Genomic DNA, 25129 nt, shown 5'->3' with positions numbered 1-25129 from the left:
CTTACCCCTTACATAAATGGTTCTACTTCCAGGTAGTAGGTGCCCTCGACGATGAACGGGTATAGCCCAGAGCAGATCGTGGTCATGCTGCTACTTACCCACACACCGTCAGCACTGGTGAGTGTGTAATACGGGTAGCCGCCGACTCCATACGTTTCGCCCTGCCCGACAATCAGCACTTTGCTGCCGTCGGAGGCTAGACGGCAACTATTGCAGCGGTAGTCCATAAGCCCTGTCTGAGCCCAGACGGAGCCGGTTTCCGACGTCCATATCTGCGGCGGGTTTATCGCCAGGGCGCTGTCGTAATACCAGCTACCGGTAGTGTTCCGCCACCCGGTATCGAACGCTACGGCGATGAATCGGGTTCCATCCCACCCTATGTCGCCCAGTCCCGGAGGGCTGGATGTAGCGGGAATCCAGTTCACGCCATCCAGCGAGATAGCTGCCGAGGCATCCTGGCGAAGATCGTTGGTAACACAGAAGCGACCTGCCCCGTACGCGATCCCTTTAGGCCGTAGATGGAAGTCGCTGACCATCCAAGAGGCGCTGTTGCTCAGGTTCTTCGGCGGTATCGGTGGTGGGGCATTGCTCTCGGTCGGAGGTAGTATGCGGTAGGGATCGACCGCCGGCTCTACCGCCACCCAGTTTTTTAGCTGCTCAGTACTTATCAAGGCGGGGGGATTATCGCCGTTCGGAACAGTGACGGTTATCCATCCGCCTGTGGGAGGGACTGCGTCGGGGGGCAAATCCGTGGTTGCCACCCACTTCGAGTTGTCGACGGTGGGTATCTGCGTCGGGGCGACCCCCGTTATCGGCTGCAGTACGAAGGTAGTACCGACCCCGGTGGTCTGTGGGATAGGCCCGGATATTCTGGATATTCCGAGCCAGCCATCGAGTTGGTCGTTAAGCCGAGCGCTAGACATTTACAGCGTCGGCTTAGCGACCGAGTAATAATTGATGGTCTGCGGCGCCCCACTGGTCAGTGTGGTCGAAGTCAGGTTGATCTCCGCGCCGACCACCGCGATGCTGCCCTGCAACCGCGCCTGAACAGTAGAACTGAGGCCGTCATCTCCGGCGGCCACATGGCGGTAGAAGGTGGCGACGCCGGACGCGACATTGGTTCCGCTCCAGACCTGCGTCGTGGCTTTCTGCAGGACTCCTGCCACCGCCGCAGCCTCCATGTTCAGGCCGGCGCCAGTACCTGCGTCCGAGATCACGCACAGCACCGGGTTCGTCGGATCGAGCGCCGCATCTGCGGTAGCCGGTACCGGACCGGCGTAAATATTCAGCAGGCCGCCATCCAACGCAGTTTTGAACGAACCTGTAGCAAGCATATGGTTGCGTAGCCCTGTAGATTCTTTGAGAGACATGTGCTACTCCTTAAGCTGGGAACTCATACTGGAAGATGTCGATGGTGTTCGGGCTACCGACTACGACGTTGATGTTCGACAGGTTTAGATCGGCGCCTGAAGTGCCGACAGAGCCGTCGAGTCTTGATAGAGTCGTGGACGCGCCGAGGGCGTCGTAGGCGTTGCCCATCAGTCGGAACCAGCCAGCGGTGCCGTCGGCCAGCCCGATAAACTTCCAGTTGTCCGCCGGCTGCTTGGATACCACCCCCATAACCGGCACAGCGAATGACAGACCATTGGTCGGGGTGCCGGCCACGAATGCGGCGGCGTCCTTGGTCACGATGCCGAGCAGGGTACCGGCCACTGGATTGTCAGCACTTAGGGGCTGCGGACCTGAATACACGTAGATCACCCCCGCCTCGAAAGTGGCACCGAAGCCCTTGGGGCCAGCAAGGCTGTTGCGCGCGCCCATTGATAATCTGATCGTCATGGTGTGCCTCTCTGATTGAAGTTGTCGCCGCCCTTTTGTAGGGCGACTACGTATTTCTTGGCGCCGTTGGAACGAATGATTGCGGCTCCGGCGGATACTCCGCAGTCTACACTAATCTGTCTTAGAGTGATATTAGATAATGGTAGAGCAGAGCACAAACCGCGGCTGCTCCAGAACAGAATCTGCGCGTCGTCATCCCTGGCCCAGCCCCACCCTGGCACTGCACCGTAGTCGGCCAGCTGTTTCAGGCTATCGCCGTCGTAGGCATAAATACGGACCGCGGTACCGACGATCAGGCCGTCCGGGTGCGGCGCCAGCAGCGCGACCCTGCCCGGCACCAGGATAAAGCCGGAATTCAGGTTGAACAGGTGGAAGCCAAGCGGTTCGCTGACCCACAGCACGGTACTGTCGGACTCGGGCAGGTACTGCGCTGCATATATCTGACCGCGCCATGCGGTGATGTAGGTCACGCCCTGCGGCAGCGGGTCGAGAAACTGGGTAGTCAGGTCGACGCCGAGCTGGTCCGGGCTTTCGTCCCAGGTCAGCGACGATTGGGCCGTCGCGCCGATCAACTGGAATACCGCGCTGTCGGCCGGCGCCAGGTAGACCTGGGTCTCGAGCCCAGCCACTTGCGGGATGCCGTTGATCTGCAGCGCCTGAGTACCGTCGAGGTAGATTGCAGTCGCGTCGGCGGCACCGGTTTCGCGCCCGTCTGGCAGCAGGAAAGTGCAGGCGACCTGGTACGTTCCGGCCGGCAGCATGCCAGTCGTCGCCGACAGCGTGGCCATATCAGGCTCCGGCCAGGCCCAGTCGAGCACGGTGCCGTCCTTCCTGATGATCCCGGAGTCGATGCCGTTAGCGAAGAACACCTGATCGTTGAGTTCGGTCCAGTGCATCACGCGCCGGGTCAGTCCGGCGCGCAGGACGGTACGGCTCAGGTCGGCGTTGACTTGGGCCAGTGCGTCGCCATCCATCATATACAGGCGGGAGTAGTCTACAGTAGCATAGGCGTAGCCAAGCAACGCGTCGATTTTTTTGATATACCCCGCCCTGCGCACCAGCGCGCCTGTATCGGTGATGTCGAGGTTGTCGGCTTTTTGTAGCCAGCCGAACTTCAGGCGCAGCGGGTCCGAAACATTGTTCAGCCCCAAAAAGCGTTTGGTTTGTGCGGTGTTGGCGGGCATGGCGCTCCTATGTTCGAGGTGGGCCGCCGCTAAACTGAAGGAGTGCAGCCGCGACGGCCTCATGGGGGTTGTGCAGGGACATGAATAAACCCGCTCGTAGCCCACCCCCACTGGAGCTCATACGATCTTTACGTCAGGTACGTCGTTCGTTCCAGCTTGCGGCGGTTGGTCAGGCCGGGTATCACCCTGCCGCCGGCTTTATTCCAGAGCAGGATGCTGTCGGCCGCTGCCAGATAGCGCAGCCGCGTGGTGTTCCTGCACACCGAACTGGCGCCGAATGCACCGACCCCGATGTTGTAGGCCAGGCTGGTGCAGGCGATCGACCGCCCGGGCGGCTCCAGGTGCAACTGCGGGCAGCGCTTGAGTGCCGCGAGTAGGAATTGTCCTACCCTGAGCCGCAGCACTGCATCCGCCTGCTCCTGGGTCCAGATCACGCCCTCCACCACGCCCAGAGTCTCGCCCCAACCGATAGTCCAGACGCCGACGAGGTCCTGATACGCGGTGAGCCTGCAGCCCTCGAAGCGCTTGACCAGAGCCACCAGCCGGTCGAGCAGGTCTCTCATGGCTTTTTGTCGAAGACCCGACCGATGAACCAGAACGCCAGGATGCCGGATAGGATCGCCCGATCCTCATCGTCATAGACCCTCAGGATCGCTTCCCAGCCGCTAACGCCGTGTTGCACCGCCAGCACGAACATTGCGGTCTTGGCCGCTCCGTAGATGAATAGAAAATAGTAGGTGGCCAGCGGGCGCACCAGGAAGTTCAGCGCGTCCGCCCACCAGATGCCGACTCTCTGCATCTGCCCTTCAAGCGCAGAGCGCTGAGCGTCGAGCAGCGCCAGCGTGGTGTCGATGTCGCCCTGCACCATGACGGTCTCGCGCCGGCTGGCCTCGCGGGTTTTCTCGAGTTCGGCCTGGCGGTCGAGCATCGCCAGCTCATGCGCGTAGTCCCTGCCCTTGTTCAGGAATGCGAAGACCTCTGGTAAGAGCCGCATTAGACCACCGCCGAGCATAGAGAGTAGAGTCAGAATCATGATTTATCCATTTTGGTGTCGAGCTTGTCGGAAATCTTGTCGAGCTTGGTAAACAGCGCGCTACTGAGCTTGGCCAGATCGCTATGCTTGACGTATTCGCCGGCGACCAGCACCTCGATTTTCTGTACCTTCTCGGACAGAACCACGTCCGCTACCTGCAGCGACCTCAGATTCTCGCTGATCGACTTCAGCACGTAGCCGCCGAAAAAAGCAGCCAGCCCGATGGCGATGTTGAAACCTACTTGGAAGTCCATGAGTATCCTTATCTCGGCTAGATTATTTAGATTAACATTAGATAGACATAGAGCGTAGAACCGAATGCAGCGCATTCGGTCCGAAGCGCCAACCGCCAGAGATGCCCAGTGCAGACGCGACAGCCGAAGAACAGAACGACTTGTCACGCGACAGCGGCAGAAAGATAAGCGGGAACCGGGCATTGCCCAGCAGATCGTACGCCTGCCCCTCATGGTCTGTGAACCACTGCCGTGCTGCCGGTTCGAGATGGTCGGGCAGTTCGACGAAATCCCAGTCCGCGTCATTGAAATCGATCTGCTTAAAGCGCACGCCGCCATCCATGTACGAGGCCGAAGCCGCCACACCATCGGAGAAAATCAGTTCGCAGTGACTGTGCGGACCTTTTTCGCCCAACCGTACGAGGCGGTTGTAGATACCCTGCATACCAGGGCGAGTGGATTTGTAGAAGGCGGCTCTCATGATGTCCTTACACTGGTTTGCGGCTGCGTCGTGCGCACCACGCTGATAGCATTGATCGGGAGCGTCTGTGCGGCACCGACACGCAGCCGGAAATACATCGCGTCGTCGGCCTCGGCCCATCCAGCGAGCGCCATAGCCGAGGCGAACGCGACAGCACTCGTCGCGTCTTCCTCTTCCCTCCACCCAAACAGGGCCGTCGGGGGGGAGGCAGCGCCGCCTGCGAGCGCAGTCGTATCGTCGGTCTCAGCCCACGTCAGCCCGGCGTTCGCCAGCACGGTTACGCTGAAGCCTGTAAGGTCGGATTCTTCGGCCCAGCCGATTGCGGCGTCGATACGGAGCGTTGCAAGAAGCGGAGCCGTATCATCTGCCTCCGCCCATGCGATACCGCCGGATACCGCGTTTCCGCACTGTGCGGAAATGGCGACAGCGTCGTCGGTTTCCATCCAGTTTGGTATGACATGAACTTGCGCAGCCGTCGTCAAAGCAATGGTGTCGTTCACCTCGACCCACCCGGCTGATGCAGTCACGCTGGTATCGACCGCGACCGATACGGTTGCGAGGTCGTTGGTTTCGGTCCACACCGCGGCGGTCGGGATTGTATCGCCATAACGTATGAGGACCGCTGCCGTGTCGTTGGCTTCAGTCCAGCTCGCCGCGGTGTTCGCCTTGGCGACAGCGGTGATGTCGGCGAGATCGTTTTCTTCCGTCCAGGTTACTGCCGCCTCGAATCCGGCATGCGCCGCGACCGCAGCGACGTCGTTTGCTTCAGTCCAGGCGCACGTCGCCGCGAGGGACGCACTTGCCACGACCGCACAAACGTCAGACGCCTCTGTCCATGCTATGGCTGCGGATGGTACGACGGCCGCAGTCGCGGTCAAGACCACTGCATCGTCCGCTTCGACCCATGCCGCCGTAACTGATACCGACGCCGCATCGACAGGCTGTGTGCCTAACGGCAGAGCGGAGAGGGGGCTGAATCCTAAACTCATTTTCGGCTTCCGTTATAGCGCATACGCCGCGATGAACAAATTGTCTATCTGTAGGTCTGTCAGGCCGAGAGCGGAGGCAGCCATCAGAATCAGCGGGTCGTCACGCTTCACAGTGCCGGAATACTCGAATTTTGCTTGCGCTTTCTCGCGGGTTACCGGATCAGGAATGGACGCGAACATGGCGTTGATAGGCGCTAAAAGCCCGGCATCGATTAGCACTTCCCGCGCCTGCCACATGGCGACTGACTGCGGCACCGACATAAGCCGATCTTGCTCGATCTGCTCAGTCGTCCAGTCGGTTACTGCCCATACCTGAGTGCCGTCCACAACGGTGTAGGACGCGCTCTGGTGTCGCGTGATAGTAGGCTTCTCGACCATCGTTACCTGGGTCAGCTCCACAATCTGATCTTTTGGGAAGTTAGCAGGGTAGCGCGTGCCGTCCGTGCCGGTGTATGCGTCGCCGGACTGGATTATGTTTTGGTCGGGGGTAAGCCACATGGTATTCCTTTAGTCGTAGAGTCCGTAATTGAACCCGGCCGGAGGTGCGTAAGCGAGGGGGGCAGTACCGAAGTTCACAGTTATCGTGGGTGTTGTAGACCCGCTATTGCCAACAGCCGCGAAGATTACTCCGGTCAATCCAGAGTAAGCCACTCCCAAAGCCACACCGTTCCGATAAAAGGCAATTGTTCCGTTGTCCATATCCAGTGCGACGCCAACTACGTCGGACAGACTTCCGGCTGCATTGTAAGCATCCCCCACTCCACCGCTGTATTTTTTGCCGTTGAAATCATAGAAAGCCCAACTGGTAGCTTCGGCACCGGGATACGTGGTTACTGGAGCAGCGCTGGTAGCTACTCCGAGAGTCGGGCCAGTGAGTGTGCTCACTGTGCATTCCCAGTACCACTTACCGGAGGACTTACCAATGGTAGAACGTGCCTTGGATGCGGCAGTAGTACAGGTCGCGATCAAGGCACCACCCGATAGGGTTATAGTGGAGGATTTGTCAGCTGGGTTCAGTGTTGCATACCTTTTTACGGGGAGCATCAACCCGAAACTTCCGCCCAGCATCAGGCCACTCCATGCTTGTTGAGCGAAAACCATATCTCTGTGGCGCTGACGACATAGTACGAGATCAGGTTCCGTGCACTGGCGGTGATCGATACAGTCGGCGTCGCCCCATCAAACGGTATCCAGTTCGACCCGAATGCCAGTGTGCTGGGTGCAGCGTTCTGTAGCAGGGCGATCTGCCCGGACTGCCCTGCTACCGCGCCGGTTGGATTCGACAGTGTTTGCCCGGTCGTCGCCTGCAGCGCCAGTGAAAAGTTATTGGCTGCCGCGAGATTTACAGCCACCAGATTCGAGGCAACCGTGAGTGGGGTGACGCCGCCGATCTGTGCCGCAGCCCAAGTCTGCACAGCAGTCAGTACGGCGAGACTGGCGATCTGCGAAGCCGTCATGTCGAGCCATACCTGCTTGGTGCCTGCCGAGAAAGACACTGCCGCATCTGCGTTGCTTGACGCGGTGACGGTGGTGCGCGTCAGGGTATTTGCTGCCGAGTACGTGGCTTTGCCGGTTTCCCACTCGCCCGTAGGATTGCCGGAGCCGTCTACTCCCTGGATCGTGTAGTAACAGGTATCGGACGGGCTGGTGCAGCGGCTGGCGAACGATTTAAACCCGAGCACAGCCCCCGCCAATATAAACGCGCCCGTACCGGTGCTGGTCGAGGTTTCCTTAATCCGGTCTGCGATGATGAGGGCCATGTGTCAACCTTATGCGTTGCCGCGTGTGATCGTGAAGGCGGTCACTGCTACTGCCACGCCGACCGAGATCGTCGTGGTGTTCAGGATCAGGTCGGCTGCCGAAGTGCCGGCCGAGCCATCCAGCACATGTGTGGTGCCGTCGGCCTTGACGATGCGCCACCAGGACGCAGTACCGGCAGCTGCGCCTGTGGTGTTTGCAGGTAGAGTGGGCGACAGGACAGCAGCGGCGGCTGCGGGGGCGAACGGCGAGGCGAGCGTGAATTCCGCCAGCAGCGTGGTCGCTGCACCTCCTGTGGCTGGGCGGGCACCGTCGTAGATGCGCAGTTTGGCGCCGGCGCCAGCAAAAGTTGTGATGGCGTCCATTTGGGCGTTGCGGAGCAGTACGTTATAGCCTGTGGTCATCTTGATTCCTTACGGTGTGGTGGTCACTTCTTTGATGATGGAAACGGCGCCGCTCAGTAGAGTAGTAACTTCGCCGGCGACGGAAACGAGTTCGAGGTCATACACGCCGTTCGCCCAGGCGAACGATGCGGTGTCGGTCGCGCTCAACAGCAGCGTGATGGTCTTGGCCGCATCATCGAGCACGATCCTGGCATTCGCATCTGTCAGCGAGATCAGCTCAGTACCGCCGATGCGGTCCTTGATCGACATCCGCGCGGTAAATCCGGCCAGGTCAGCCGGTGTATAGAACCGCAGGTATCCGCCGCTCGCATAAGGGGCGAAGCTGGCCGCATTAACGTCGTTCAGAGCGATGCTGTCCGCGCTCAGTACTGTGACCGGGCGATAGTCCGCCTTCTTCGGCGGCGTGGCGGCATTTATCTGAGTCATGCCTTTTACCGACACGACCGCTGCTTTCCAACCGTCCGGGATACCATGCCCCGTCGCGGTTACTACCACAGGCGCTGTCTGTGTGACGTCAGTGATAGGTTTATAGGCGATCAGTTGCGTCTCCCAGCGCACGATGTGGCGGTAAGTGGCGCCTTGACGGATACTGAGGTCGAGTTCGACAGTCATGGATTACAGGCCCCCATACTGAACGACTCTGGTCTTGTGCTTGGCGCGGTCTTTCTCTTTCTTGGCATCGGCGCAATAGACGCGGAACTTCTGCTCGAACCCTTCTGCCTTGTTGCGGTCGAAGGTCTCGGCGTCCTGCTTGCTGTAGGCGCGCGACTTCATCCACAGGCCCAGGCCGGTCTTGTGCTGGTCGGCTACTTCGAGCTTCTGGTCTTCATCGTCGATGGTCTTCAGCGGCAGGCGGTCGACCAGCAGCTGAATTGTGCCGACGGCGTCCGGGGCCGGATACAGCCGTGCTTTTCCCGGTTCCATGCCGGTGATCAGGTACTTCACCCGGCCGGTACGGCCGTCGAACCGGATGCGCAGCTGCGCCATGCCCTCGAAGTTGATGACCTCGATCGGCAGACCGTCGGTGACGTTATAGGCGTTGCGCAGTTTCAGGATCAGCGCGCTAAGCGGCACCCAGTCTGAGGCTGGGGTGTAGTTAAGTACTGTCAGGAGCGTGGAGGCGTCACCGAGCCCGCCGGTGAGGCGGCAGAACATCTTCTGGGCATCGTCCAGATAGTCATAGATCTCGGGGTCCGACCAGAGAAAAGGCTCCATCTGGTCGACCACATCGGCCCGGAACTGGTCGCGCAGCTCGGTGCTGTTCATTACTCGGCCTTGTCAGCCAGTTGAAACTCGGCCCACAGCGCATCGCGCTCTTTATTGTCGATGATGAAGCCCATCTGTGCGGCCAGCGCCTTGGCGTGCGGCACGCCGGTGCCGGTGAAACTCTCGCGCTTGGCGTCCAGGACCAGCTGCTCGAAGGCGGCGAAGATCAGCCCCTTGCGCTCGATCGGGTCCAGCGGCTCTTTTGAGGCGGTGCGGATTTCTTCCGGCAGTTCGTCTTCCGGCAGGGCACCGACGGCCTGCACCTCGGCCCAGAGTGCGTGTGGGACGTGCGTAGGCTCGCCCTTCTTGAATTCAATCGCGTGGCCTTGCAAGGACACGATTATCTTGTTGCGGTTGAGAACAAACTTCATATCGGCGCTCCAGAACGGTAGATGGGTCGAAGCCGGGGCGGTAGTTATCTACCGCCCCGGACCGTGTTACTTAGGCGATCTGCACTTCCTGTGCGCGGCCGTCAACGGTGTACATCACGCGTAGACGGAACTTACCGGCGGTAGCGTTAGCCACCGTGTAGGCAAGGGTCATGCGCAGGTTGGCACCGGTAGACTGAGAATCCTCAGTAACCAGACCGGTCAGAGTGAACGCAGTACGGCCGGTGGCCAGTAGGCTGACCGCGTTGAGCAGGTCGGTGGTAGCGCCGGCGATGCCCAACGAGATCGTCGCCGCTGTCGGGCCGACGTAGGCCACGTCGACGATCAGCTCACCGCCGGTGATTACGGCGCCCACTGGTAGCGGGATGCAGTCGAACGTGACGGTGTTGGCGACTGGGCCGGTCAGTCCTGCCTGCGCAGGGTCTGTCGACAAGGCTGGCGTAGAACCGAGAGTTTTGGCGGTCAGGTCGACCGAGTCCGTTACCCAGTTATTGAAGCTGGCGATGATCTGCGCAACCAGAGGGAACTGAGCAGAGCGGGAGGCAAGTAATTTCATCCTGGTTCTCCTTATTTCTGAGCCACGTAGACCGACATCACGCCGAAGTCTTCGACGGAGCCGTTCTCGTAGATCGAGCCGAATTTCGGTTTCAGGAAGCCGAGGATTTTTCCAACCGAGATACCTTGCGAGTTCTCGTAGTCGAAGCCCTTTTCTTCCCATTCCGGAGCGCCGATGTCTGCCATGCCGAGCGCCTGGGCGCCGCAGAACAGCACCTGGCAGCCATCGACGGTGCCGGCAGCACCGTACTTGGCGCCGGAGATGGCGCCAGTGGTGTTCGGCACATGGCGGAACTCGTGCAGGTAGATGCCGTCGATCTTGACCGAGGCGCCGGTAAACAGCGTGCTGTTCTTGTCTGGGCTCTGCGAATGACGCAAGTTCAGCAGGTAAGTCGGGTCGAGCTTCAGGTTGGCCATCACCGACGGTGTGACGAACGCATGGTAAGTTTCCTCGCCACCCTCCATCACGCCGCGGATGTAGCGGTCCTTGGCGGCTGCTTTCAGCGCCACGAACATTTCCCAGGCGATGGTGTCGGTCGCTGCCACTGCGTTGGATGCACCGGCGGCGATCAGGCCCTTGGCGGTGTTGTCCCAGCGGAAGCGGCGACCGTTCGACGGCGCGGTTACGTCGGCGGCGAACTCCAGGAACTGCAGGTCGGAGCCGACGCGGGTCGCGCCGTTGTTGCGCTTGGCATACGAGATACCGGCCATGGTCAGGAACGCCATCTGGTCGATGCGGTCCGCCAGCCAGTACGACAGCACGTTCTTGGAGTTGCCGCGGAATTCGACGATCGACTTCTGGTCGGCCATCCGGCCTTCGTGGCGGTTGGCATGGCGCAGCTGATCGATCCGGATTACCTGATCGAAGGTCTGCATCTGTTCTTCGTTGCCTTCCAGCGTGCGGTCGCCGGCGATACCGTCGCCAGTCAGGTCAGCCAGCAGGGTGATAACGGCGCGTGCGCCTTTTTCGGATTTCTTGAGTTCGGTGATGTGCTGGACCAGCGCGCCGGGGCCGGAGCCGAGGAATTTGCCGATGAAAGACTGGTTGCGGGCCTGTTTCCACAGGTCGCGGCTCCACATGGTTTTTTGTTCATTGGTCAGGAGACCGAAGTTGGTCAATGCCATTAGGCACCTCCGTAGAATCGTTAAAGAAGAGACTGCTCTTGCTTTATCGAGTGTCGTTCGATCTACGGAGTAGGCGTGTCGTGCCTATGACGTTACCGACAGTCTAAGACAAAAAAATAGATTGCACAAGCAATCTATTTTAGATTTGTAGAGCGGACGGCGAATTAAACTGTGTGCGTGCCCTCGACACCGCGCCGCATGCGCTCGATGGTGCGTTGCTGAAGCCAGTGCTGAGCTTCCTCGATATGTGTCAATGCGCACGCGTTGGCCTTACACGCGAATGGGCCGGCTTGGAAGCTGCGCAGACGGTCAGCGACTATGGCAAGTAGCACCTCGTGGGTGACGCCGTTGACACCGTTTTCGGGAATCGTGCCGTTCTGGAACAAGATAACCTGTCTACTGAACGACGCCTTGTACCCTTCGGCGTCTGTTGCTGACGCGTTTCCACCGGTGTCCATACCGGTGATCTCGTAGCGGTGGTTCGCCCCGCCCGCGCCTGGTTCGTCCGTTACCGTAAGAGTCAGGGTATCGTTGGCCGGGTTGATTTTGTGTTCGTTGAGTACGCGCATAGTCTTCTCCGTCGTTAATTAAAAACTACAGGCTATCCCCGCGCATCCGCGCCAGGGTCTTTTCATCCAGCTTGGCGAACTCTTCCTGGCTCATCTTCATTGCCTTCTCCGCGGTCAGCTCGCCGCCGTCCTCGTTGTTCAGCCCGACCTTCGCGGTACTGGCCGGCGTGGCCTTGGCGGCTGCGATGTTGCGCTTCAGGGCTTCCTGCTTGCGCAGCTTGGCGACCTCGTCCTTGTCGACGTTCGGCGTCACCTCGGTGGCCGATTTCTCACGGCCGGTCTCGGCGCCCAGCACATATTTGACGGCTTTCTGCAGCGCGGCGCTCGGAGTCAACCCCTTGAGCTCGTAGGCGTCCTTCAGCTCCAGTACCTCGGCCACCGCGTCTTTGTCGAACTCCTCCGCTTCCGGGTTCAGCGCCGGGAATGCCGCCTCCAACCGCTCCACCACGGTGTCGTAGCGCACCCGTTCGACCGCCCGCACTTCTGCCGCCTGCGCCTTCATATCGGACTTCTGATCGCCGATGGTGCGCTCCAGACGACGGATTTCGCTCATCTTGGCGGTGGCCTTGTCGATTTCGCCGTCGGCCAGCAGCTTGTTGTACTCGGTTTCCAGAGCCACCAGCTTGGTCTCGGTGGCCTCGATCGCCTCATTGGTCTGCTCGACCTGCGCGCCTTGCTTGTACTTGGCCAGCTCGGCGACTGCTGCATCGCGCGCGGCGCGCTCCTTCTCCAGAAGCTCCTTATGCCTCGCCATCGGGATGCGCGAGTCCTTTTTGGCTTTCTTGTCATCTTCCTTGCTGTCCTCGCCGTCGCCTTCCGTCTCTTCGGTCTTCTCATCCTTCATCGGGTCGACGATTGGGTCTTCGACTTTTGGTGCGCCGGCGTCCAGCGTGTCGCCACGATCTTCGCCGGCTCCGCCGCCCCCGCCGCCTTCGTCGTCCACTGCGAACATGAAGAATGGGGACAGCAGGTATTTCAACAGGTTGGAAAACTTCATGGGTCAAGCTCCTTGGGTAGGGTTAGGTTTCTGTGATCGTGCGACCCGGTCGGCTACGGCCTTCTGCGCCGCTGCCTGCTGGGCCAGCTGTTGCTTCTGCTGCATCTCCTGCTGCTTCAGCTCGAACTCCTTGAGCTGCATCTGCTGCTCGAACTGGAACTTCTCGCGCGCCAGCTGCGTCTCGGCCTGGACCTTCATCATCTCGGCCTCGTTGCCGCCCTCGCCGGTCTCGATTGGGGTCTGGGCGTCCTTCTGGGTAGCGACGCCCTCCTTCTGGGTCTTGGCCTGTTTAAGCTGCGCATCGGCCTGTTTCTGGGCGATCTCGGCCTCGGTTTTGCCGACTTCCGCCTCCTGCCCGCGCTGCTGCAGCTGCGCGGCGGCCTGTGCTTGTGGCGAGTTCGTGCTGGCTTCGAGCTGCTTGATGAGGTCGTTCTTGTTGAGCAGGCGGCTGGCTTTGATGATGAAGCTGTCGGGAATCTGGATGCCGAGGTCCTTCTTCATGCTCACGGCCTGGTCGAACTGGCTGTCTTCCAGCGTTTCGCGCTGCGGTACCGAGCTGATCGTGACGTCGAACTCGCCCAGGGTCAGGTCATTGAGCACGTACCCTTCGGGGCTGGTTTGGTTGATCGTGATGTCTTCGGTGCCGCCGCCATCGCGGTCGTGGGTGATGGTCAGGATGCGCTCCTCCGTGTAGAAGGTCTGCACCAGGTCGAGGATGTTGCGGGCCAACATGAAGTCGGTGCGCACCAGGCTGTCGAGCGGCTTGGCCATGTTGGTACTGGCAGCCTGGCGCTTGGTCTGGATTGCCTTGGCGGCCACGTCCTCGCGGTCCATGCCCTGCTGGCTGTCGCTGACCCCGGAGATCGTCTTGATGTGCTCCTCGGCCTTGTAGCTGATCCGGTCCAACCCTTGCGGCGTGGCGTTCGGCTGGATTTTCTCGACCTCGTCCAGGTTGCCGTTCATTTCGATCACCAGGCCGGTCTCGGCACCGCGCTGCTCCAGCTCCTCGATGCTCATGGTGGCCAGCGCGCCGGTCTTGACCTTATAGCCGCTGTTCGCGCTCGAATTGACGACGTGCAACTCCTGGGAGCTGACCTTGTTCAGCAGTTCCTGCGGGCCGAGCAGGTTCTCGACTAGGCCGACGGTCTTGCCGCGGCGGAAATATGGGAAGTACGGCACCACGGTGAAGTGCTGGTACGGGCTCCAGTCGTCGTGCAGCACGATGTTGTCGGAGATCACGGTCCAGCGGATGCGCTTGACCAGTTTCGGGATCACTTCGTAGCCGAACTGCTGGCTGACCAGCGCGATGCGGTTGCGGTCCCAGTCTGCCGGTACCGGCCGCATGTCGCCGGTTTTCGGGTCGATGAAGTGCTTCTGGCGGTCCAGCACCCGGTGCTGGCGCTCGATCACGCGCAGGTTGCGCAGTACCGGGCTCATGTCGTGGCCCTGTATCGCGTTGCCGACTAGGCTGACCTTGTTACCGAAGCGGTCGCGTTCGGTGTCGATTGCGTCGTAGCCGTACGGGAAATAACTGCCGTCGCGGTTGCGCAGCAGGTCAGCGTCGGTCTTCGAATACAGCACTGCGATATCGTCGGCGGTCATCCACTTGGTGACGAACACCTCGTTCCAGCTGTCCGGATCGTGTTCCTCGGCGTCGTTGTCGATCAGGACGTTCTTCGGGTTGATGTTTTCGATCCGTACCTCGCCCTGCATGGCGTCGCCGAAGTCCATTCGGACGTCGAGGAAACCGCGGCTGGTGATGATGCCGTCGGCGAACATGTCGCTGCGGCGCCAGTCTAGCTGGTTATTGTCGGAAATCTGCTTGAATACCTTGGTCAGGATGTCGGCGGTACCGCTGTCGGCGCCGGACTTGGGCCGGAAACTGATCTCGGATCGGTTGTAAATCTGCTCGCCCATCACGTTGCCGATGGTGGAGATGATCTTGTTGATGGTCAGTGCCGGTCGGCGGCTTGCCTTCAGTGCCGCCAGGTCTTCCGGGGTCCACTGCTCGCCGCGAAAGTAGTTCTCGCATATGTTCGCTTTACGGGCGAAGTCGGTATGACCAGTTTCTCTTGCATACTGGTAACGGTACCAGACCTTGGACGCTAAATCGGTGTTGAGGGGCATTTGCGCTCTTTCGTTATGCTGCCATGTGACTCGCACCGGCCAGGCCGCCGCGGAGTTTGTCTTTCCAGGACTTCGGCGGCTTGGGTTTGGCCTCTTGCGGCGGCTCGCTGCCGACCGCCATCTGGGCCATCCACGCCATCGAGTCGACGCAATCGTCGTGGACGCCAGCCGGGAAGCGCAACATCTCGTTTCTGACCGTGTCGAACCACTCGGCGTCCTGATTGAAGCTCACCATGCCCTGCTGCATCCGGCCCTGGAGCACCCTTCCGCGGGCCATCTTGTCTGTGATCGGTCGGAGCACTACGATCGACGGGTAAAACTTCGTCTCCCGCATGCGCTTCTTTAGTAGAGCTTCGATAGAACGGTAGATTTGACCGTCCTCGAAACCCAGTGTCAGGCTTGGATGGTACCATCTCTTTGCAAGATTGAGAATAGACTCGACGATGAAGAAGGCGTCGCCGGACTTGAAGCGGATCACCTCGGCGGCGTGCAGCACATCGTCATAATCCTGCAACCCGACGGTGCCGACCGTGTAGTCGTTGTGGGCGCGTTCGGAGATCGCGAAGTCCCAGGCGATGTAGACCTTGGAGTTCCGTAGCGGCGGTAGCGGACCGCGCTTGAATTGGTCCTTGGTGAAGTAGCTGCCATCGTCCGGTACCGGGTTCTGCTGGTACAGCGCCGACCAGAATCGGGCCGGCAACGTGCGCTTGATCTTCATCATCTTCGCCAGATCGAAGCGAGCTGGGTGCAGCACCTCACCCTTGCTCCTGAGCAGTCGGCCGTCGGCCGGCGCAACGTCATAGGTGATCAAGTCGGTGTCGTAGTCCAGGTACTCATCGTGTTCGGCCACCGCTGGGTACTTGACCACATCGAAGCGGTCGACATCTGCGTCGTCCGCTTTGGCATTGGCCATCTCGGTCTGCAGTCGGCCGGCCAGATCGTCGTCGTGCCACCAGGTCTGTACCACCAGTACGCCGCCGCCTGGAGCCAAACGGGTGTAAGCAGTCGAACCGTACCAGTTCCAGATCGCATCGCGGCTCGTGGCGGAGTCCGCCTCCTCGGCGTTCTTTACCGGGTCGTCAATGATGAGAATATGACAACCTTTTCCTGTGATCCCGCCCCCTACCCCGGCAGCAACATAGCCCCCCGGCTGCTTGAGCAGCCCCCAGCTCTCGGACGACTTGTTCTCAGGGTCCAGCCGGATGTCGAACACAGTCTGAAACGCCTGGTCTTCGAGCAGTGCCTTGACTTTCTTGGAGAAATCCATCGCCAAGCCGACGTTATACGAGCAGGCGATGATTTCATGGTCGGAATGGCGCCCCATGTGCCACGCTGGGAACGTTTTAGAGGCGATCTCGCTGTTATGTGTGGCCGTCAGCTTACGGCCAGCCAGATAAAGCCCGTCTGGGCTATCGACCTGGATACAGTTACCTTGTTTGCCGCTCTCAACCCGCTCGACCGCCACAATGCCGACTCTCCTCTGGGGGGCGAAAGTACGAATCTGCTTCCTCTCAAGGGTGAGTGGGATAGGCATCGTCGGCTGGAACCCGACCACCCAATACACTTGCTTTCCCTGGATTCCAGACGTGCTCAAGCGGGGCTGAATCTCCTGCTCATATGGGCGAAACCCGAGCCCCTCACACAACTCAATCACGTCGTTTACCAGCCGCCTATTGACCGACGTGAACGAAACCCGCCCATTTTTATCGGTGCAGCCGTCTGTGTCGATAAGCCCCGCCAACAACTCCAGACGGAGTGGAATCGTCAATCGTTGGTACGATTCCGGAATGTGTTTGTCCTTATAAACACCGAGGTCCTGAAGTTCCTTCGTCAACCGCCCGGAAACCTTCGGGCGAGGGCCGCTGAAATAAGTCGTCAATACTCCGGTGGTTCGGTGGGGACATACGGCGCTAACCGGATATCCAAGGCTTTGTATCTTGTCGGTAATCCCGAAGTCGCCGGCAGCTCCATTTATGCACGGCTTGCCTGCGCTTCCGTCGCCCAGCCACGCCCCCAGTGTGTACGGGTGCGTGGTGAACTCAGTGCCCGTATATTGCAACGCTGCGGCGATGGGGAGCTGGTACGTGTTCCTGGCCGCACCGAGGCGTGTTTTGCCGGTACGCCCTGGAGCAAGCAGGAAGCGGGTCTCCAGTGTCGCCCAAGTACCGCTAGCGCGGCTGTACACGGTCCATTCATGGTCTTCGTGGCAGAATATCTGCTCTCCGTTCGACAGCGTGACCCTGACATCGGAACTCGTCTTGTCAGAAACCGCCAAGACCCTCACCACATGCCCGTCTGGATGAAACACAGAGTCACCAGGTCTAAGCTCGCCGTGGGTAGTCCAGCCACCCGGTGTTGGGACCGCTGTATCGTCTGCCAGCTGCTTCCCAGACCTCGGAGGCATAAGAAGCATCAACCGCGGGCTTAAACCGGCTGCTACGTCGTCTGAGAAGCGTTCCAGGCGCCGGCAGATGTCTTCATGTACCCACCCAGCCGTGTATTTCGGGTTCATGCGCTGAATAAACGGTAAAAGTTTCCGGCGTGACAATATCCGGCTTGCCATCTCCTGCTTGGCGGCGCTCACTGCCGGGTTCTTTGCCGGGCTATTCATCATTCAGGTCTTTTTCCTGGTCGCGTGTAACCGGATGCGTCCGGGCCAGGTCGGCCCACACCGCGTCGGTGCCGTCTTCCGGCTCGAGCGGGTCCGGACACGGGCCGGCTTGCCAGGGACCGGGCCTCGAGGTCAGCCAGTACTTCATCTTCGGCGCGTTCATGGACCTGTTTTCGTCAGGGATTCGTAGACCCGCAGCTCATAGCCAATGTCGGGGATGCGATCCAGCACCGCGAGAGCTTCCGCGCGTGTGGCGTACTTCGGGCTGACTGGCTGCCAGCCGGTATGCGGGCCGGCAAAGGCTTCGATTACGTGGCCATCACAGTTAGTCGTCATCTTCTGCCTCCGCTACCTCGGTAAATGTCACGTCCTCGACTTCACCCTTGACCAGCTGCAGCAGCTCGGCGTCGCTCAGCCGTTCCAACTTCTTCATGGTGACGTCGCCACTGATGTTGATGTCGATCGTGCGTTTGACCGGTTCGTAGTAGCCGCACATTTTCCCGACTTCACGCCAGGCGCCGGTCAGGGCGGTTGGGTCAGCCAGAGTGCGCGCCATGTCGGCCGCTTCCAGGAAGCCCTCCATCACCCTCTTGCGGGTCATCTGGCTGGCCTCTTCGTAGAGCGCTTTCTCGACGTTATAGATTTTTAGGATCGCTGGGTCTTTGGCCAGGCGGTAAGCCATTGTGCCGTTGTCGGAATAGCCGGCGCGGTAACTGGCCGACAGGATCGACTCGCCGCCGGCCCACTCCTTGACGAACAGTTTCTGTTTCTCGGTCAGGGGGCGGTCAGGATTGTGGGTTTCGATGATGGCGACATTGCCGCCGTTGGTCGGGGTCTTGCGCAGAGCAGCGATGCGTTTGGCCTGACCCTCCGGCGACTTCTTGGCCGCGCTCTTACGACGGGGTTTAATCGTGAGGTCGTCCCTGGCGCGTATTTTTAGGTCAGCGGGGTCTTTGCGCTTGGTCACTCTATCGCTCTCTATAATAGATTTGACGTAGAGTCTATCAGTTCCTGAAAATATTTTTTGGAAAATTTTCTGGAATTTTTGCTGGGTACCGGCTTCTGGGTCCCTCCTCACCCCTCGCCCACCGAACCACCCCACTTCGGATTCGTCTCCAGGCCAGCCCGAAAGGAGTCTCTTCACTGCCGGGCACAGGAAACCAAAGTCAAGAGCAGCACACGCATCTTGGCTGGCGCTGTCAGTCAAGCGCAGACGCGATACCCCGCCGCGTCTGGTCAGTCCTGCTTGTGTGTAACTAACCTAATGGAGAATCACCATGACCAAACTCACCACTGCACAGATGCGCGACGAACTAGACCGCGAGCGCGCCGCACGTATCTACCAAGAGAAAGAGATCGCCGAACTGCGCTACCTCGTGGAAGACCTGCGCGGCAAGCTGGCCAACGTAACCGAAGTGGCCTCGGCACTCAACACCATGCCGCAGTGGCAGAGAGACCGGGCGGCTGCGATGGCTGCGGCGAAGCAGTTGGCCGTATCGAAGGGTAAGACGGTCCGGGTTTGATCCACCAAGGACGCGCAAAACCCCGCGCGTCCGGTCATCTCTGCTTTTGTGTTTCATCTCACTCAATCAATCTAAAGGAGTTCTATCATGGCTACTCGTTCACAAACCAAACAAGCCGCACAATCCGTTGACTTCACAGAAGCTCTGGCCGCGCAGCCGCAACCGGTGCATGCCGACACCGACAGCATGGAGTTCTCGATCAAGGACTTTCTAGCGATGGCGGGCGTGCAGCTGCCGGGCTGGAAGCGCGTACTGCTCAACTTCATCGCCTGTTTCACCGCAGGTTTTGCGATCGGCACCGTCGGTCAGATCATCATAAATATCCTGTTCACCGGAGCGATGACTGTCACGGGATCGCTGTTCGTTGCATGGGTGCTGTACAGCGTCGGCTTCATCATCATGCTGTACGCGGCGATCAAGGCAGGTGCTGCAATCAGCCGCTACATCCTCGGCGGCAAGATCGACGAACATGCAGCCTGCGCCAAGGACAAGGTCGCCGGCTGGTTCAGCTGGGGCGGCAAGAAGGAAGTGCAGGCGGCGTAACGAAAAGCTCGGCGGGTTTCGGCCCGTCGCGCTTTTTCGCGGGTTTGCTCCGTCCTGAACCGGAGGGCTCGACCCAAGGTTCCCAGCATGCTGAACCGGAGGGCTCGTGAACTCCGTAATTAAATTCTCTGAACCGGAGGGCTGGTGAACTCCGTGTTCAACACTATACTCTAGGGGAGTACAATGATTATTGAATCGGGCGTGATCGTCGCGCTGGGTTTGCTGTTCGTCTTTTTTAAATGTTCGTGGCGCGTGCGAATGAAAATGTTGTCATATCCTTTGGCTATGGATATCGGAATATTCATAGCACTTAACATAATTCACTGGGGCACGTTTAGTGGTGTAATGGTCGCGGCGACCGGCGCGCTCATTACATCGGCACTACTTTCCGCAGGCCGATATCTGTATGGGCATATCACCGACGGGCTTTATTACAGCGGTGTGTTCAATGTGATTAAACGAATTCAAGGAGATTGAGATGAGTACTGACGAGATCGTCGCATGGGTTCACAGATTCAACCCTTACGACACAGTTGAAGAATGCATCGAGGCGTACAACACGTACCAAGCGTATCGCAGCGAAGGTCAGAGCGACATAGTGAGTAAGCAATACGCAGGACTAGCTTAATCAACCACCAGACTCCCAACCCCAGGGAGTCTGGTCATTTCTGCTTTTGTGTTGTACCCACTCACAAAGGAGAAATGACCATGGCAATTAAAACTGAATACGTTTACGACAGCGCTAACAACGACAACCGAATCCTCACCATTCACTCTTGCGGCTACACCACGACAGTGTACGTTGCAGCAGAGCCCATCCGCGAGATCGACCCGGATGAACCTGTATGCATCACGTATGCAGCCACCAATCAGAGCAATCAGGTGTATGCGGATATCACGTTCGACATGATTGCTGCACTCGAGGAGGAACTGGGATGCCCACTGGCCACACACTAAACGAGTACCACATCATGGCAACTGTACGCAGCGCACCTACGCTCCTGCATGTCTTTGCCTGTAACCGCTCTGAAGCATTAACCACTGCATCACGCCAAGGCACCGATCTGTTGGTGCTGTTCGCAACTCGCTCCGTTACTCATTAACCTCAAGGAAATATCATGCCTATCGCCAACGCACTCACAGAAGCACAGATCAAGTCCAAAGCACGCGCTGCCGCCGTCCGTACCGATAACGCATCACGCCCTGTACCGGAAGATCAGGATGTAGTGATGCAACGCGCCATGTCCAATAAACACTATCAATCGGCTGCCGGCTCCGCAACAGTAGAAGCTATGAATATGTCCAGTGAAATCAAGTACGACAATCGCGGCAACCAGTTGGCATCTATAGACACTGCACCATTGCTCACCAACCCGATGGAATATCTGGACAGTCTGGTCAGTCTTGCACCAGCTAGTGAATACTTCGCGACCAATACCATCGTTGGATCACTCGGCTATTCAGTGTGCAGCCAATTGCTCTGGGCTTACCGTAAGGCGAACGCAAGGGCCAAGCTGCCAGAGCCAACCATCGACATCTTCAATGGCTCATACGCTGATATGTTCGAGAAACGTGCAGATAAAGAAATGTCTGAAGACGACGGACACATGGCTCTGCCGGAGTTCGATGTCACGGTGCTCACCGGTGTCTACATGCAGATGCTGTACATGCAACGTGGCAATCCAGACTACGCTGCAAAGTACCCGCCTAAGATGCCGCACGAACTAATCCACAAAATGCAAACGAACGACCGAGATAAGGAACTTGACGTCGCGTACGACACGATCGAAAAAGCACGGCGTGCTGCCTCTCCTGCCAGGTACGCTATCGAGGCAAAGCGAAGCAGCTCTGCTCAGGCTATCGATGAGCACAAGGCTCGCGTACACAAAGTTGAGATGGACTACGTGCTGTCCTCACTACGGGACACTGTACCAACTCGGCTCACGGACGACTTATGGGTATCCATCCCCCTGCACGTTCAATATAGATGGAGCGTGTCCGTCTACAACCAAGTCGTTAGCGCTATAGACCAAGAGGAACGCCGTAAAGATCGAGACAGCGACAGAATCGATCACCTATACGACATCGTCAATGCACTGCACCTCGAACTGGAAGCAGCGGCACGTACAGCAGAAGTACGGACCGCATTCGATCAAGGCCGACTTGGCGAATGGGAAGACATCTCAGTCAATGCAGTTATTGCGCAAGCAGCCAAACCAAAGCTGACCCGTATCCCTCACGGATGCAGTGACGTCACAACCATCACACCTCTGCATTAATCACCGCGCCCACTCCGAAAGGAGCTGGGCGCATTTCTGCATTACCCTTACATGCATACTGAACTGGCAAATTTGGCCTGTTCCAATGTTCCGTGTTCCACTTCCCAATTCGTTTCTATACCTATATACAATATACCTACCCTACCTACTACTCTATTCTTCTTGTGTTATAAATTAAAACAGAACAGAACAATAGAACAAATAAGTAAACAAAGGGCTCCAAGCGTTTTTGGTGTTCTGTTGTTCCATTTTTAGCCCTAAAACTAATGTCTCCGTGGCTCTAAATTAGAGCGTAGAATCATTTCCCTCAATACCCATGAAAAACACCGTCTGAACTAAGGACTTTCCCATGCAGCTGACGTTCCTAAAAGCCCCCGTACCACTCACCAAATCCTATGCCAAGAAGGCAGACGGGACGATCAACAAGACCAGCTATCCGAATGTTTATGAGGTCACGTCGATCACCGAGGACGCGACCGATCTGCACCACATGGAGATCCTGCTGAAGAAACACGCAGTACTTGGTCACTGCCTGGTCAAGGGAAATCCAACACGCGCGTTGTCTTGCGAATCCCGCGCCGGCACCACGGACTCGAACGCCACTACCGAGTGGATCGTGCTCGATCTCGACGGTATCCCGAACGTGTCCACCATCGACGACTTCCTCAAGGCGTTGCGACTGGGGGATGTCTCATACATAGTACAGTGGTCTGCCAGCTACGGGATCGAGAACAAAGAACTACGCGCCCACATCTACATGTGGTTAGATAAACCGGTGCCAGCACAACTGATCAAGCAGTGGCTGATCCAGCTCAACCACACGATCTCCATCCTGCGGGACGCAATGGGTCTGACCAAGACCGGCAACGCCATTAGCTGGCCATTGGACATCTCCGCCTGTCAGAACGACAAACTGTTATACATAGCACCGCCGTTACTCAAGGGTATTAAGGACCCGCTCGGAAAAACCCCCCGCATCTCATACGTACGTAAGACCAACGAGACCCTCATCGTCCCGGGCACCATTCACTCCAGCGAACAAAATCGGATGCTGACTGCCAAGCGTATCAACGAGATACGCGCAGTGCTGGGCTACCCGCCACGCAAGACTACCTACAAGATGCACGGCAACACGGAAGTCATGAACAAGCCTGACTCCTGCATCGTGACTGACATGAAGATCGAACGCGGCTTCGTCTATTTCAATCTGAACGGCGGTGACAGCTGGGGCTACTTCCATCCGGAAGACAACCCGGACTATATCCACAACTTCAAGGGCGAGCCCGCCTATGTAACAAAGGAGCTGCTGCCCGAGTACTGGCAGAGCCTGACTACTCAGGCCGTGCGTGTATCGAGTCAGGGCGTCACCTACCTGGCGTTCTGCGACAGCAAGACTGGTGCCTACTGGCGTGGCACCCATGATGCGCAGACCGACACGCTCGACATCAATGAAGCCCGCAACGAAACTCAAGTGCGCCATTTCGCCAAGCAGCATGGTATGCCATTGGGCGACTACATCCCCGAGTGGGAGCTGACGTTCGACCCACAGGACAACGTCAAGGTCGACCCAGCCAACAAGTCGATCAACACCTTCCAGCCCACTGAATACATGCAGCACGACCTGCCCAAGAAAGCCGTGCCCTGCCCCAAGACCATCCACAAGGTGATCCACCATGCACTCGGATGCGACGATAAGATCACTGAGCACTTCATGAACTGGGTCGCGTTCATCCTGCAGTTCCGCGACCGCACCAAGACTGCATGGGTGATGCACGGACGCACTGGCACCGGCAAGGGCGTGCTGATGGACAGCATCCTGCGCCCGCTGTTCGGTCAGGCGCAGACCGCGGTACGGCAGGCTGAGAGCCTGAACGAGAAGTACAACGAGTATTTGAAGAACTGCTTCATCGTATTCATCGACGAGATCGAGGCCAAGGCGCTGATCAACGAACGCGGCGTAATGGCCAAGCTGAAGAACTTCATTACTGAGAAATTCGTCGCAGTGCGGCTCATGCGCAACAACTCGGTTGAAGTGCGCAACTACACCAACTGGATATTCGCCAGCAACAAGACTGATCCAGTAATGATCGACAAGGAGGACCGCCGGTTCAATGTCGGTAAGTATCAACCCGAACGGCTGGTCATCACCCAGCAGGAGATCGAGCAGACGATCCCGAAAGAGCTGCAAGGCTTTCACGACTACCTGATGCAGTACCAGGTCGACGCTGCACAGGCCGGTACTCCTATCGAATCGGATGACCGCGACAACATGATCTCGATCAGTGAATTGTCCGTGGACACTATCGGGTCTGCCCTCATCAACGGCAACTTCGAGATGTTCATGAATGAACGCCCAACCAGCGACAAGGAGAATCCCAACGGCCTTCAGGCAAACCGGGACCACGCATACGACGACGTACTGAAGGCGATTCTGGCGCGTACCGATCGCGCGGACGGCTCCTGCAATATTGCTCGAGACGAGCTGCACACCCTGTTCGACTACACGGCCGGCGGCATGCCGCAGACATCGAACAAGTTCACCAGCCTGCTCAAGCACCACCGCATCCACCTGGTCAAAGTCCGCATCGACAAACCCGTGATGGGCATGCGGGTTGAATGGAAGGATGTGAAGAACTTCCGTGACTATGAACTACAGATCACCCCCCTGAGAACCGCACCCAAACTGAGAGTAATGAAATGAACTCAATCCACCTCCTCCTCTCCGCACACCAAGCCGAATCGCTCCACACCGCGCTGCAGTCGCTGGACGGCAAGTACCTCGCTTCGCCTGATCGCAACACCGTCATCATGGTCAAGGACGCGCTGCACAGCCATCGCCGCATCCCACGCAAGGTCATGCGCGAAGTGGTGACGACCGTCACCACGACGACCACACGGACCGTACGATGAGCACTCCCGAATCCGCCGAGCAGGCAGTCGTGCGCATTCTGACCGAGACCTCATACACGCGCATGCCGCTGACCAAGCTGGTAAGCGAAACCGGCCTGCCGCGCAAGCAGGTCATAGCCACCCTGCGCACGCTGGTCGAAGGCCAGCTGGTGCGCGAGATCAGCGACACCTTCAACAAGTTCGTCTACGCGCTGGTCGCCCGCGACAACCTTCCGGTCGCACCTACCACTCCGCTCTGGTGGCAGAAAGGCGAGCTGAAAGGCTACGAAACAAAAATCCGGGCCTTCATGTCCGCTTGCGAATCATCCCGATAA

General features: G+C 58.5%; 33 protein-coding genes. 8 read left to right on the top strand and 25 right to left on the bottom strand.

Translation table 11 applies throughout. The annotated features are described in order from the left end of the window. Nucleotides 1–8: 8 nt before the first annotated feature. The 25 genes from HMCN_RS18995 to HMCN_RS0100395 form a co-directional block, all read right to left on the bottom strand. Nucleotides 9–536, bottom strand: coding sequence for a hypothetical protein (locus tag HMCN_RS18995; RefSeq protein WP_155837285.1), 528 nt, complete (start codon nt 534–536; stop codon nt 9–11). A gap of 387 nt (nt 537–923) precedes the next feature. After that, nucleotides 924–1370, bottom strand: coding sequence for a hypothetical protein (locus tag HMCN_RS0100510; protein WP_035625120.1), 447 nt, complete (start codon nt 1368–1370; stop codon nt 924–926). Between the two features lie 10 nt (nt 1371–1380). Next, nucleotides 1381–1839: a hypothetical protein gene (locus tag HMCN_RS0100505; protein WP_025915526.1), complete on the bottom strand. Its 459-nt coding sequence runs from the start codon at nt 1837–1839 to the stop codon at nt 1381–1383. After that, nucleotides 1836–3023, bottom strand: a complete 1188-nt coding sequence (locus tag HMCN_RS0100500; RefSeq protein ID WP_025915525.1) for a hypothetical protein — start codon at nt 3021–3023, stop codon at nt 1836–1838. Before HMCN_RS0100500 ends, HMCN_RS0100505 begins: the two co-directional genes overlap by 4 nt. Nucleotides 3024–3151: 128 nt before the next feature. Further along, complete coding sequence (locus HMCN_RS16995; RefSeq protein ID WP_035625119.1) at nt 3152–3586, bottom strand: lysozyme; 435 nt, start codon at nt 3584–3586, stop codon at nt 3152–3154. Further along, nucleotides 3583–4017: a hypothetical protein gene (locus HMCN_RS0100490; protein WP_155837283.1), complete on the bottom strand. Its 435-nt coding sequence runs from the start codon at nt 4015–4017 to the stop codon at nt 3583–3585. The genes HMCN_RS16995 and HMCN_RS0100490 overlap by 4 nt, the downstream gene beginning before the upstream one ends. Before the next feature lie 35 nt (nt 4018–4052). Continuing rightward, nucleotides 4053–4310, bottom strand: coding sequence for a hypothetical protein (locus HMCN_RS0100485; RefSeq protein WP_025915523.1), 258 nt, complete (start codon nt 4308–4310; stop codon nt 4053–4055). A 37-nt stretch (nt 4311–4347) separates the two neighbouring features. Beyond that, the gene (locus HMCN_RS0100480) at nt 4348–4770 is read right to left on the bottom strand and encodes a hypothetical protein (RefSeq protein WP_025915522.1); all 423 of its coding nucleotides are present in this window, start codon (nt 4768–4770) and stop codon (nt 4348–4350) included. Next, nucleotides 4767–5759, bottom strand: coding sequence for a hypothetical protein (locus HMCN_RS18095; RefSeq protein WP_025915521.1), 993 nt, complete (start codon nt 5757–5759; stop codon nt 4767–4769). The genes HMCN_RS0100480 and HMCN_RS18095 overlap by 4 nt, the downstream gene beginning before the upstream one ends. A gap of 12 nt (nt 5760–5771) precedes the next feature. Continuing rightward, the gene (locus tag HMCN_RS18090) at nt 5772–6257 is read right to left on the bottom strand and encodes a hypothetical protein (RefSeq protein WP_025915520.1); all 486 of its coding nucleotides are present in this window, start codon (nt 6255–6257) and stop codon (nt 5772–5774) included. 9 nt (nt 6258–6266) lie between these two features. Then, the gene (locus tag HMCN_RS20055; protein ID WP_369792126.1) at nt 6267–6803 is read right to left on the bottom strand and encodes an SPRY domain-containing protein; all 537 of its coding nucleotides are present in this window, start codon (nt 6801–6803) and stop codon (nt 6267–6269) included. Nucleotides 6804–6826: 23 nt separating this feature from the next. After that, the gene (locus HMCN_RS18085) at nt 6827–7519 is read right to left on the bottom strand and encodes a hypothetical protein (protein WP_025915518.1); all 693 of its coding nucleotides are present in this window, start codon (nt 7517–7519) and stop codon (nt 6827–6829) included. 9 nt (nt 7520–7528) lie between these two features. Beyond that, the gene (locus HMCN_RS0100455) at nt 7529–7921 is read right to left on the bottom strand and encodes a hypothetical protein (RefSeq protein WP_025915517.1); all 393 of its coding nucleotides are present in this window, start codon (nt 7919–7921) and stop codon (nt 7529–7531) included. A gap of 9 nt (nt 7922–7930) precedes the next feature. After that, complete coding sequence (locus HMCN_RS16975; protein ID WP_025915516.1) at nt 7931–8533, bottom strand: hypothetical protein; 603 nt, start codon at nt 8531–8533, stop codon at nt 7931–7933. 3 nt (nt 8534–8536) lie between these two features. Further along, nucleotides 8537–9187, bottom strand: coding sequence for a hypothetical protein (locus HMCN_RS0100445; RefSeq protein ID WP_025915515.1), 651 nt, complete (start codon nt 9185–9187; stop codon nt 8537–8539). After that, nucleotides 9187–9558, bottom strand: coding sequence for a hypothetical protein (locus HMCN_RS0100440; RefSeq protein WP_025915514.1), 372 nt, complete (start codon nt 9556–9558; stop codon nt 9187–9189). The genes HMCN_RS0100445 and HMCN_RS0100440 overlap by 1 nt, the downstream gene beginning before the upstream one ends. A gap of 70 nt (nt 9559–9628) precedes the next feature. Further along, complete coding sequence (locus HMCN_RS0100435) at nt 9629–10132, bottom strand: hypothetical protein (protein ID WP_025915513.1); 504 nt, start codon at nt 10130–10132, stop codon at nt 9629–9631. 11 nt (nt 10133–10143) lie between these two features. Then, nucleotides 10144–11256, bottom strand: a complete 1113-nt coding sequence (locus HMCN_RS0100430) for a N4-gp56 family major capsid protein (RefSeq protein WP_025915512.1) — start codon at nt 11254–11256, stop codon at nt 10144–10146. A 164-nt stretch (nt 11257–11420) separates the two neighbouring features. After that, complete coding sequence (locus tag HMCN_RS0100425) at nt 11421–11825, bottom strand: hypothetical protein (protein WP_025915511.1); 405 nt, start codon at nt 11823–11825, stop codon at nt 11421–11423. A gap of 25 nt (nt 11826–11850) precedes the next feature. Then, the gene (locus HMCN_RS0100420) at nt 11851–12822 is read right to left on the bottom strand and encodes a hypothetical protein (RefSeq protein ID WP_025915510.1); all 972 of its coding nucleotides are present in this window, start codon (nt 12820–12822) and stop codon (nt 11851–11853) included. Nucleotides 12823–12825: 3 nt separating this feature from the next. After that, complete coding sequence (locus HMCN_RS0100415) at nt 12826–14949, bottom strand: hypothetical protein (protein ID WP_025915509.1); 2124 nt, start codon at nt 14947–14949, stop codon at nt 12826–12828. A gap of 13 nt (nt 14950–14962) precedes the next feature. Further along, entirely contained in the window at nt 14963–17563 is a 2601-nt protein-coding gene (locus HMCN_RS18080) for a terminase large subunit domain-containing protein (RefSeq protein ID WP_025915508.1), read from the bottom strand. After that, nucleotides 17553–17723 carry a hypothetical protein gene (locus tag HMCN_RS18990; protein WP_155837281.1) on the bottom strand — a complete coding sequence of 57 codons (171 nt, stop codon included), beginning with the start codon at nt 17721–17723 and terminating at the stop codon, nt 17553–17555. The genes HMCN_RS18080 and HMCN_RS18990 overlap by 11 nt, the downstream gene beginning before the upstream one ends. Next, complete coding sequence (locus HMCN_RS18985) at nt 17720–17896, bottom strand: hypothetical protein (RefSeq protein ID WP_155837279.1); 177 nt, start codon at nt 17894–17896, stop codon at nt 17720–17722. The genes HMCN_RS18990 and HMCN_RS18985 overlap by 4 nt, the downstream gene beginning before the upstream one ends. Next, complete coding sequence (locus tag HMCN_RS0100395; protein WP_025915507.1) at nt 17886–18527, bottom strand: terminase small subunit; 642 nt, start codon at nt 18525–18527, stop codon at nt 17886–17888. The genes HMCN_RS18985 and HMCN_RS0100395 overlap by 11 nt, the downstream gene beginning before the upstream one ends. Before the next feature lie 310 nt (nt 18528–18837). Here HMCN_RS0100395 and HMCN_RS0100390 point away from each other — a divergent pair, with 310 nt between their 5' ends. The 8 genes from HMCN_RS0100390 to HMCN_RS0100350 all read left to right on the top strand — a co-directional run bounded on the left by HMCN_RS0100390 (nt 18838) and on the right by HMCN_RS0100350 (nt 25129). Next, on the top strand, nt 18838–19083 hold the full coding sequence (locus HMCN_RS0100390; protein ID WP_025915506.1) for a hypothetical protein: 246 nt from the start codon (nt 18838–18840) through the stop codon (nt 19081–19083). Nucleotides 19084–19170: 87 nt separating this feature from the next. After that, nucleotides 19171–19626, top strand: a complete 456-nt coding sequence (locus HMCN_RS0100385) for a hypothetical protein (protein ID WP_025915505.1) — start codon at nt 19171–19173, stop codon at nt 19624–19626. 183 nt (nt 19627–19809) lie between these two features. Beyond that, on the top strand, nt 19810–20103 hold the full coding sequence (locus HMCN_RS0100380) for a hypothetical protein (protein WP_025915504.1): 294 nt from the start codon (nt 19810–19812) through the stop codon (nt 20101–20103). A gap of 231 nt (nt 20104–20334) precedes the next feature. Further along, nucleotides 20335–20583, top strand: coding sequence for a hypothetical protein (locus HMCN_RS0100370; RefSeq protein ID WP_155837277.1), 249 nt, complete (start codon nt 20335–20337; stop codon nt 20581–20583). A gap of 161 nt (nt 20584–20744) precedes the next feature. Next, entirely contained in the window at nt 20745–21905 is a 1161-nt protein-coding gene (locus tag HMCN_RS0100365; RefSeq protein WP_025915502.1) for a hypothetical protein, read from the top strand. A gap of 349 nt (nt 21906–22254) precedes the next feature. Next, nucleotides 22255–24606 (top strand): DUF5906 domain-containing protein, encoded by a 2352-nt coding sequence (locus HMCN_RS0100360; protein ID WP_025915501.1) that lies wholly within the window; start codon nt 22255–22257, stop codon nt 24604–24606. Beyond that, nucleotides 24603–24815 carry a hypothetical protein gene (locus HMCN_RS0100355; RefSeq protein WP_025915500.1) on the top strand — a complete coding sequence of 71 codons (213 nt, stop codon included), beginning with the start codon at nt 24603–24605 and terminating at the stop codon, nt 24813–24815. Before HMCN_RS0100360 ends, HMCN_RS0100355 begins: the two co-directional genes overlap by 4 nt. Next, nucleotides 24812–25129, top strand: coding sequence for a hypothetical protein (locus HMCN_RS0100350; protein WP_025915499.1), 318 nt, complete (start codon nt 24812–24814; stop codon nt 25127–25129). The genes HMCN_RS0100355 and HMCN_RS0100350 overlap by 4 nt, the downstream gene beginning before the upstream one ends.

The organism is Herminiimonas sp. CN (assembly GCF_000622895.1).
Taxonomy (GTDB): Bacteria; Pseudomonadota; Gammaproteobacteria; order Burkholderiales; family Burkholderiaceae_D; genus AVCC01.
This window is presented reverse-complemented; position numbering and strand designations above follow the sequence as displayed.

Bases quoted from the DNA above. Each gene is read 5' to 3' on its own strand.
- HMCN_RS0100355 (WP_025915500.1), top strand. From the start codon at position 24,603: ATGAACTCAATCCACCTCCTCCTCTCCGCACACCAAGCCGAATCGCTC.
- HMCN_RS0100360 (WP_025915501.1), top strand. From the start codon at position 22,255: ATGCAGCTGACGTTCCTAAAAGCCCCCGTACCACTCACCAAATCCTAT.
- HMCN_RS0100435 (WP_025915513.1), bottom strand. From the start codon at position 10,132: ATGAAATTACTTGCCTCCCGCTCTGCTCAGTTCCCTCTGGTTGCGCAG.
- HMCN_RS0100510 (WP_035625120.1), bottom strand. From the start codon at position 1,370: ATGTCTCTCAAAGAATCTACAGGGCTACGCAACCATATGCTTGCTACA.
- HMCN_RS0100370 (WP_155837277.1), top strand. From the start codon at position 20,335: ATGGCAATTAAAACTGAATACGTTTACGACAGCGCTAACAACGACAAC.
- HMCN_RS0100430 (WP_025915512.1), bottom strand. From the start codon at position 11,256: ATGGCATTGACCAACTTCGGTCTCCTGACCAATGAACAAAAAACCATG.
- HMCN_RS0100490 (WP_155837283.1), bottom strand. From the start codon at position 4,017: ATGCGGCTCTTACCAGAGGTCTTCGCATTCCTGAACAAGGGCAGGGAC.
- HMCN_RS0100445 (WP_025915515.1), bottom strand. From the start codon at position 9,187: ATGAACAGCACCGAGCTGCGCGACCAGTTCCGGGCCGATGTGGTCGAC.
- HMCN_RS18090 (WP_025915520.1), bottom strand. From the start codon at position 6,257: ATGTGGCTTACCCCCGACCAAAACATAATCCAGTCCGGCGACGCATAC.
- HMCN_RS20055 (WP_369792126.1), bottom strand. From the start codon at position 6,803: ATGCTCCCCGTAAAAAGGTATGCAACACTGAACCCAGCTGACAAATCC.
- HMCN_RS0100420 (WP_025915510.1), bottom strand. From the start codon at position 12,822: ATGAAGTTTTCCAACCTGTTGAAATACCTGCTGTCCCCATTCTTCATG.
- HMCN_RS16995 (WP_035625119.1), bottom strand. From the start codon at position 3,586: ATGAGAGACCTGCTCGACCGGCTGGTGGCTCTGGTCAAGCGCTTCGAG.
- HMCN_RS0100390 (WP_025915506.1), top strand. From the start codon at position 18,838: ATGACCAAACTCACCACTGCACAGATGCGCGACGAACTAGACCGCGAG.
- HMCN_RS0100505 (WP_025915526.1), bottom strand. From the start codon at position 1,839: ATGACGATCAGATTATCAATGGGCGCGCGCAACAGCCTTGCTGGCCCC.
- HMCN_RS18085 (WP_025915518.1), bottom strand. From the start codon at position 7,519: ATGGCCCTCATCATCGCAGACCGGATTAAGGAAACCTCGACCAGCACC.
- HMCN_RS0100365 (WP_025915502.1), top strand. From the start codon at position 20,745: ATGCCTATCGCCAACGCACTCACAGAAGCACAGATCAAGTCCAAAGCA.
- HMCN_RS0100425 (WP_025915511.1), bottom strand. From the start codon at position 11,825: ATGCGCGTACTCAACGAACACAAAATCAACCCGGCCAACGATACCCTG.
- HMCN_RS18095 (WP_025915521.1), bottom strand. From the start codon at position 5,759: ATGAGTTTAGGATTCAGCCCCCTCTCCGCTCTGCCGTTAGGCACACAG.
- HMCN_RS0100385 (WP_025915505.1), top strand. From the start codon at position 19,171: ATGGCTACTCGTTCACAAACCAAACAAGCCGCACAATCCGTTGACTTC.
- HMCN_RS18990 (WP_155837281.1), bottom strand. From the start codon at position 17,723: ATGAACGCGCCGAAGATGAAGTACTGGCTGACCTCGAGGCCCGGTCCC.
- HMCN_RS0100455 (WP_025915517.1), bottom strand. From the start codon at position 7,921: ATGACCACAGGCTATAACGTACTGCTCCGCAACGCCCAAATGGACGCC.
- HMCN_RS0100415 (WP_025915509.1), bottom strand. From the start codon at position 14,949: ATGCCCCTCAACACCGATTTAGCGTCCAAGGTCTGGTACCGTTACCAG.
- HMCN_RS0100440 (WP_025915514.1), bottom strand. From the start codon at position 9,558: ATGAAGTTTGTTCTCAACCGCAACAAGATAATCGTGTCCTTGCAAGGC.
- HMCN_RS0100485 (WP_025915523.1), bottom strand. From the start codon at position 4,310: ATGGACTTCCAAGTAGGTTTCAACATCGCCATCGGGCTGGCTGCTTTT.
- HMCN_RS16975 (WP_025915516.1), bottom strand. From the start codon at position 8,533: ATGACTGTCGAACTCGACCTCAGTATCCGTCAAGGCGCCACTTACCGC.
- HMCN_RS0100500 (WP_025915525.1), bottom strand. From the start codon at position 3,023: ATGCCCGCCAACACCGCACAAACCAAACGCTTTTTGGGGCTGAACAAT.
- HMCN_RS18995 (WP_155837285.1), bottom strand. From the start codon at position 536: ATGGTCAGCGACTTCCATCTACGGCCTAAAGGGATCGCGTACGGGGCA.
- HMCN_RS0100480 (WP_025915522.1), bottom strand. From the start codon at position 4,770: ATGAGAGCCGCCTTCTACAAATCCACTCGCCCTGGTATGCAGGGTATC.
- HMCN_RS18985 (WP_155837279.1), bottom strand. From the start codon at position 17,896: ATGACGACTAACTGTGATGGCCACGTAATCGAAGCCTTTGCCGGCCCG.
- HMCN_RS0100380 (WP_025915504.1), top strand. From the start codon at position 19,810: ATGATTATTGAATCGGGCGTGATCGTCGCGCTGGGTTTGCTGTTCGTC.
- HMCN_RS18080 (WP_025915508.1), bottom strand. From the start codon at position 17,563: ATGATGAATAGCCCGGCAAAGAACCCGGCAGTGAGCGCCGCCAAGCAG.
- HMCN_RS0100350 (WP_025915499.1), top strand. From the start codon at position 24,812: ATGAGCACTCCCGAATCCGCCGAGCAGGCAGTCGTGCGCATTCTGACC.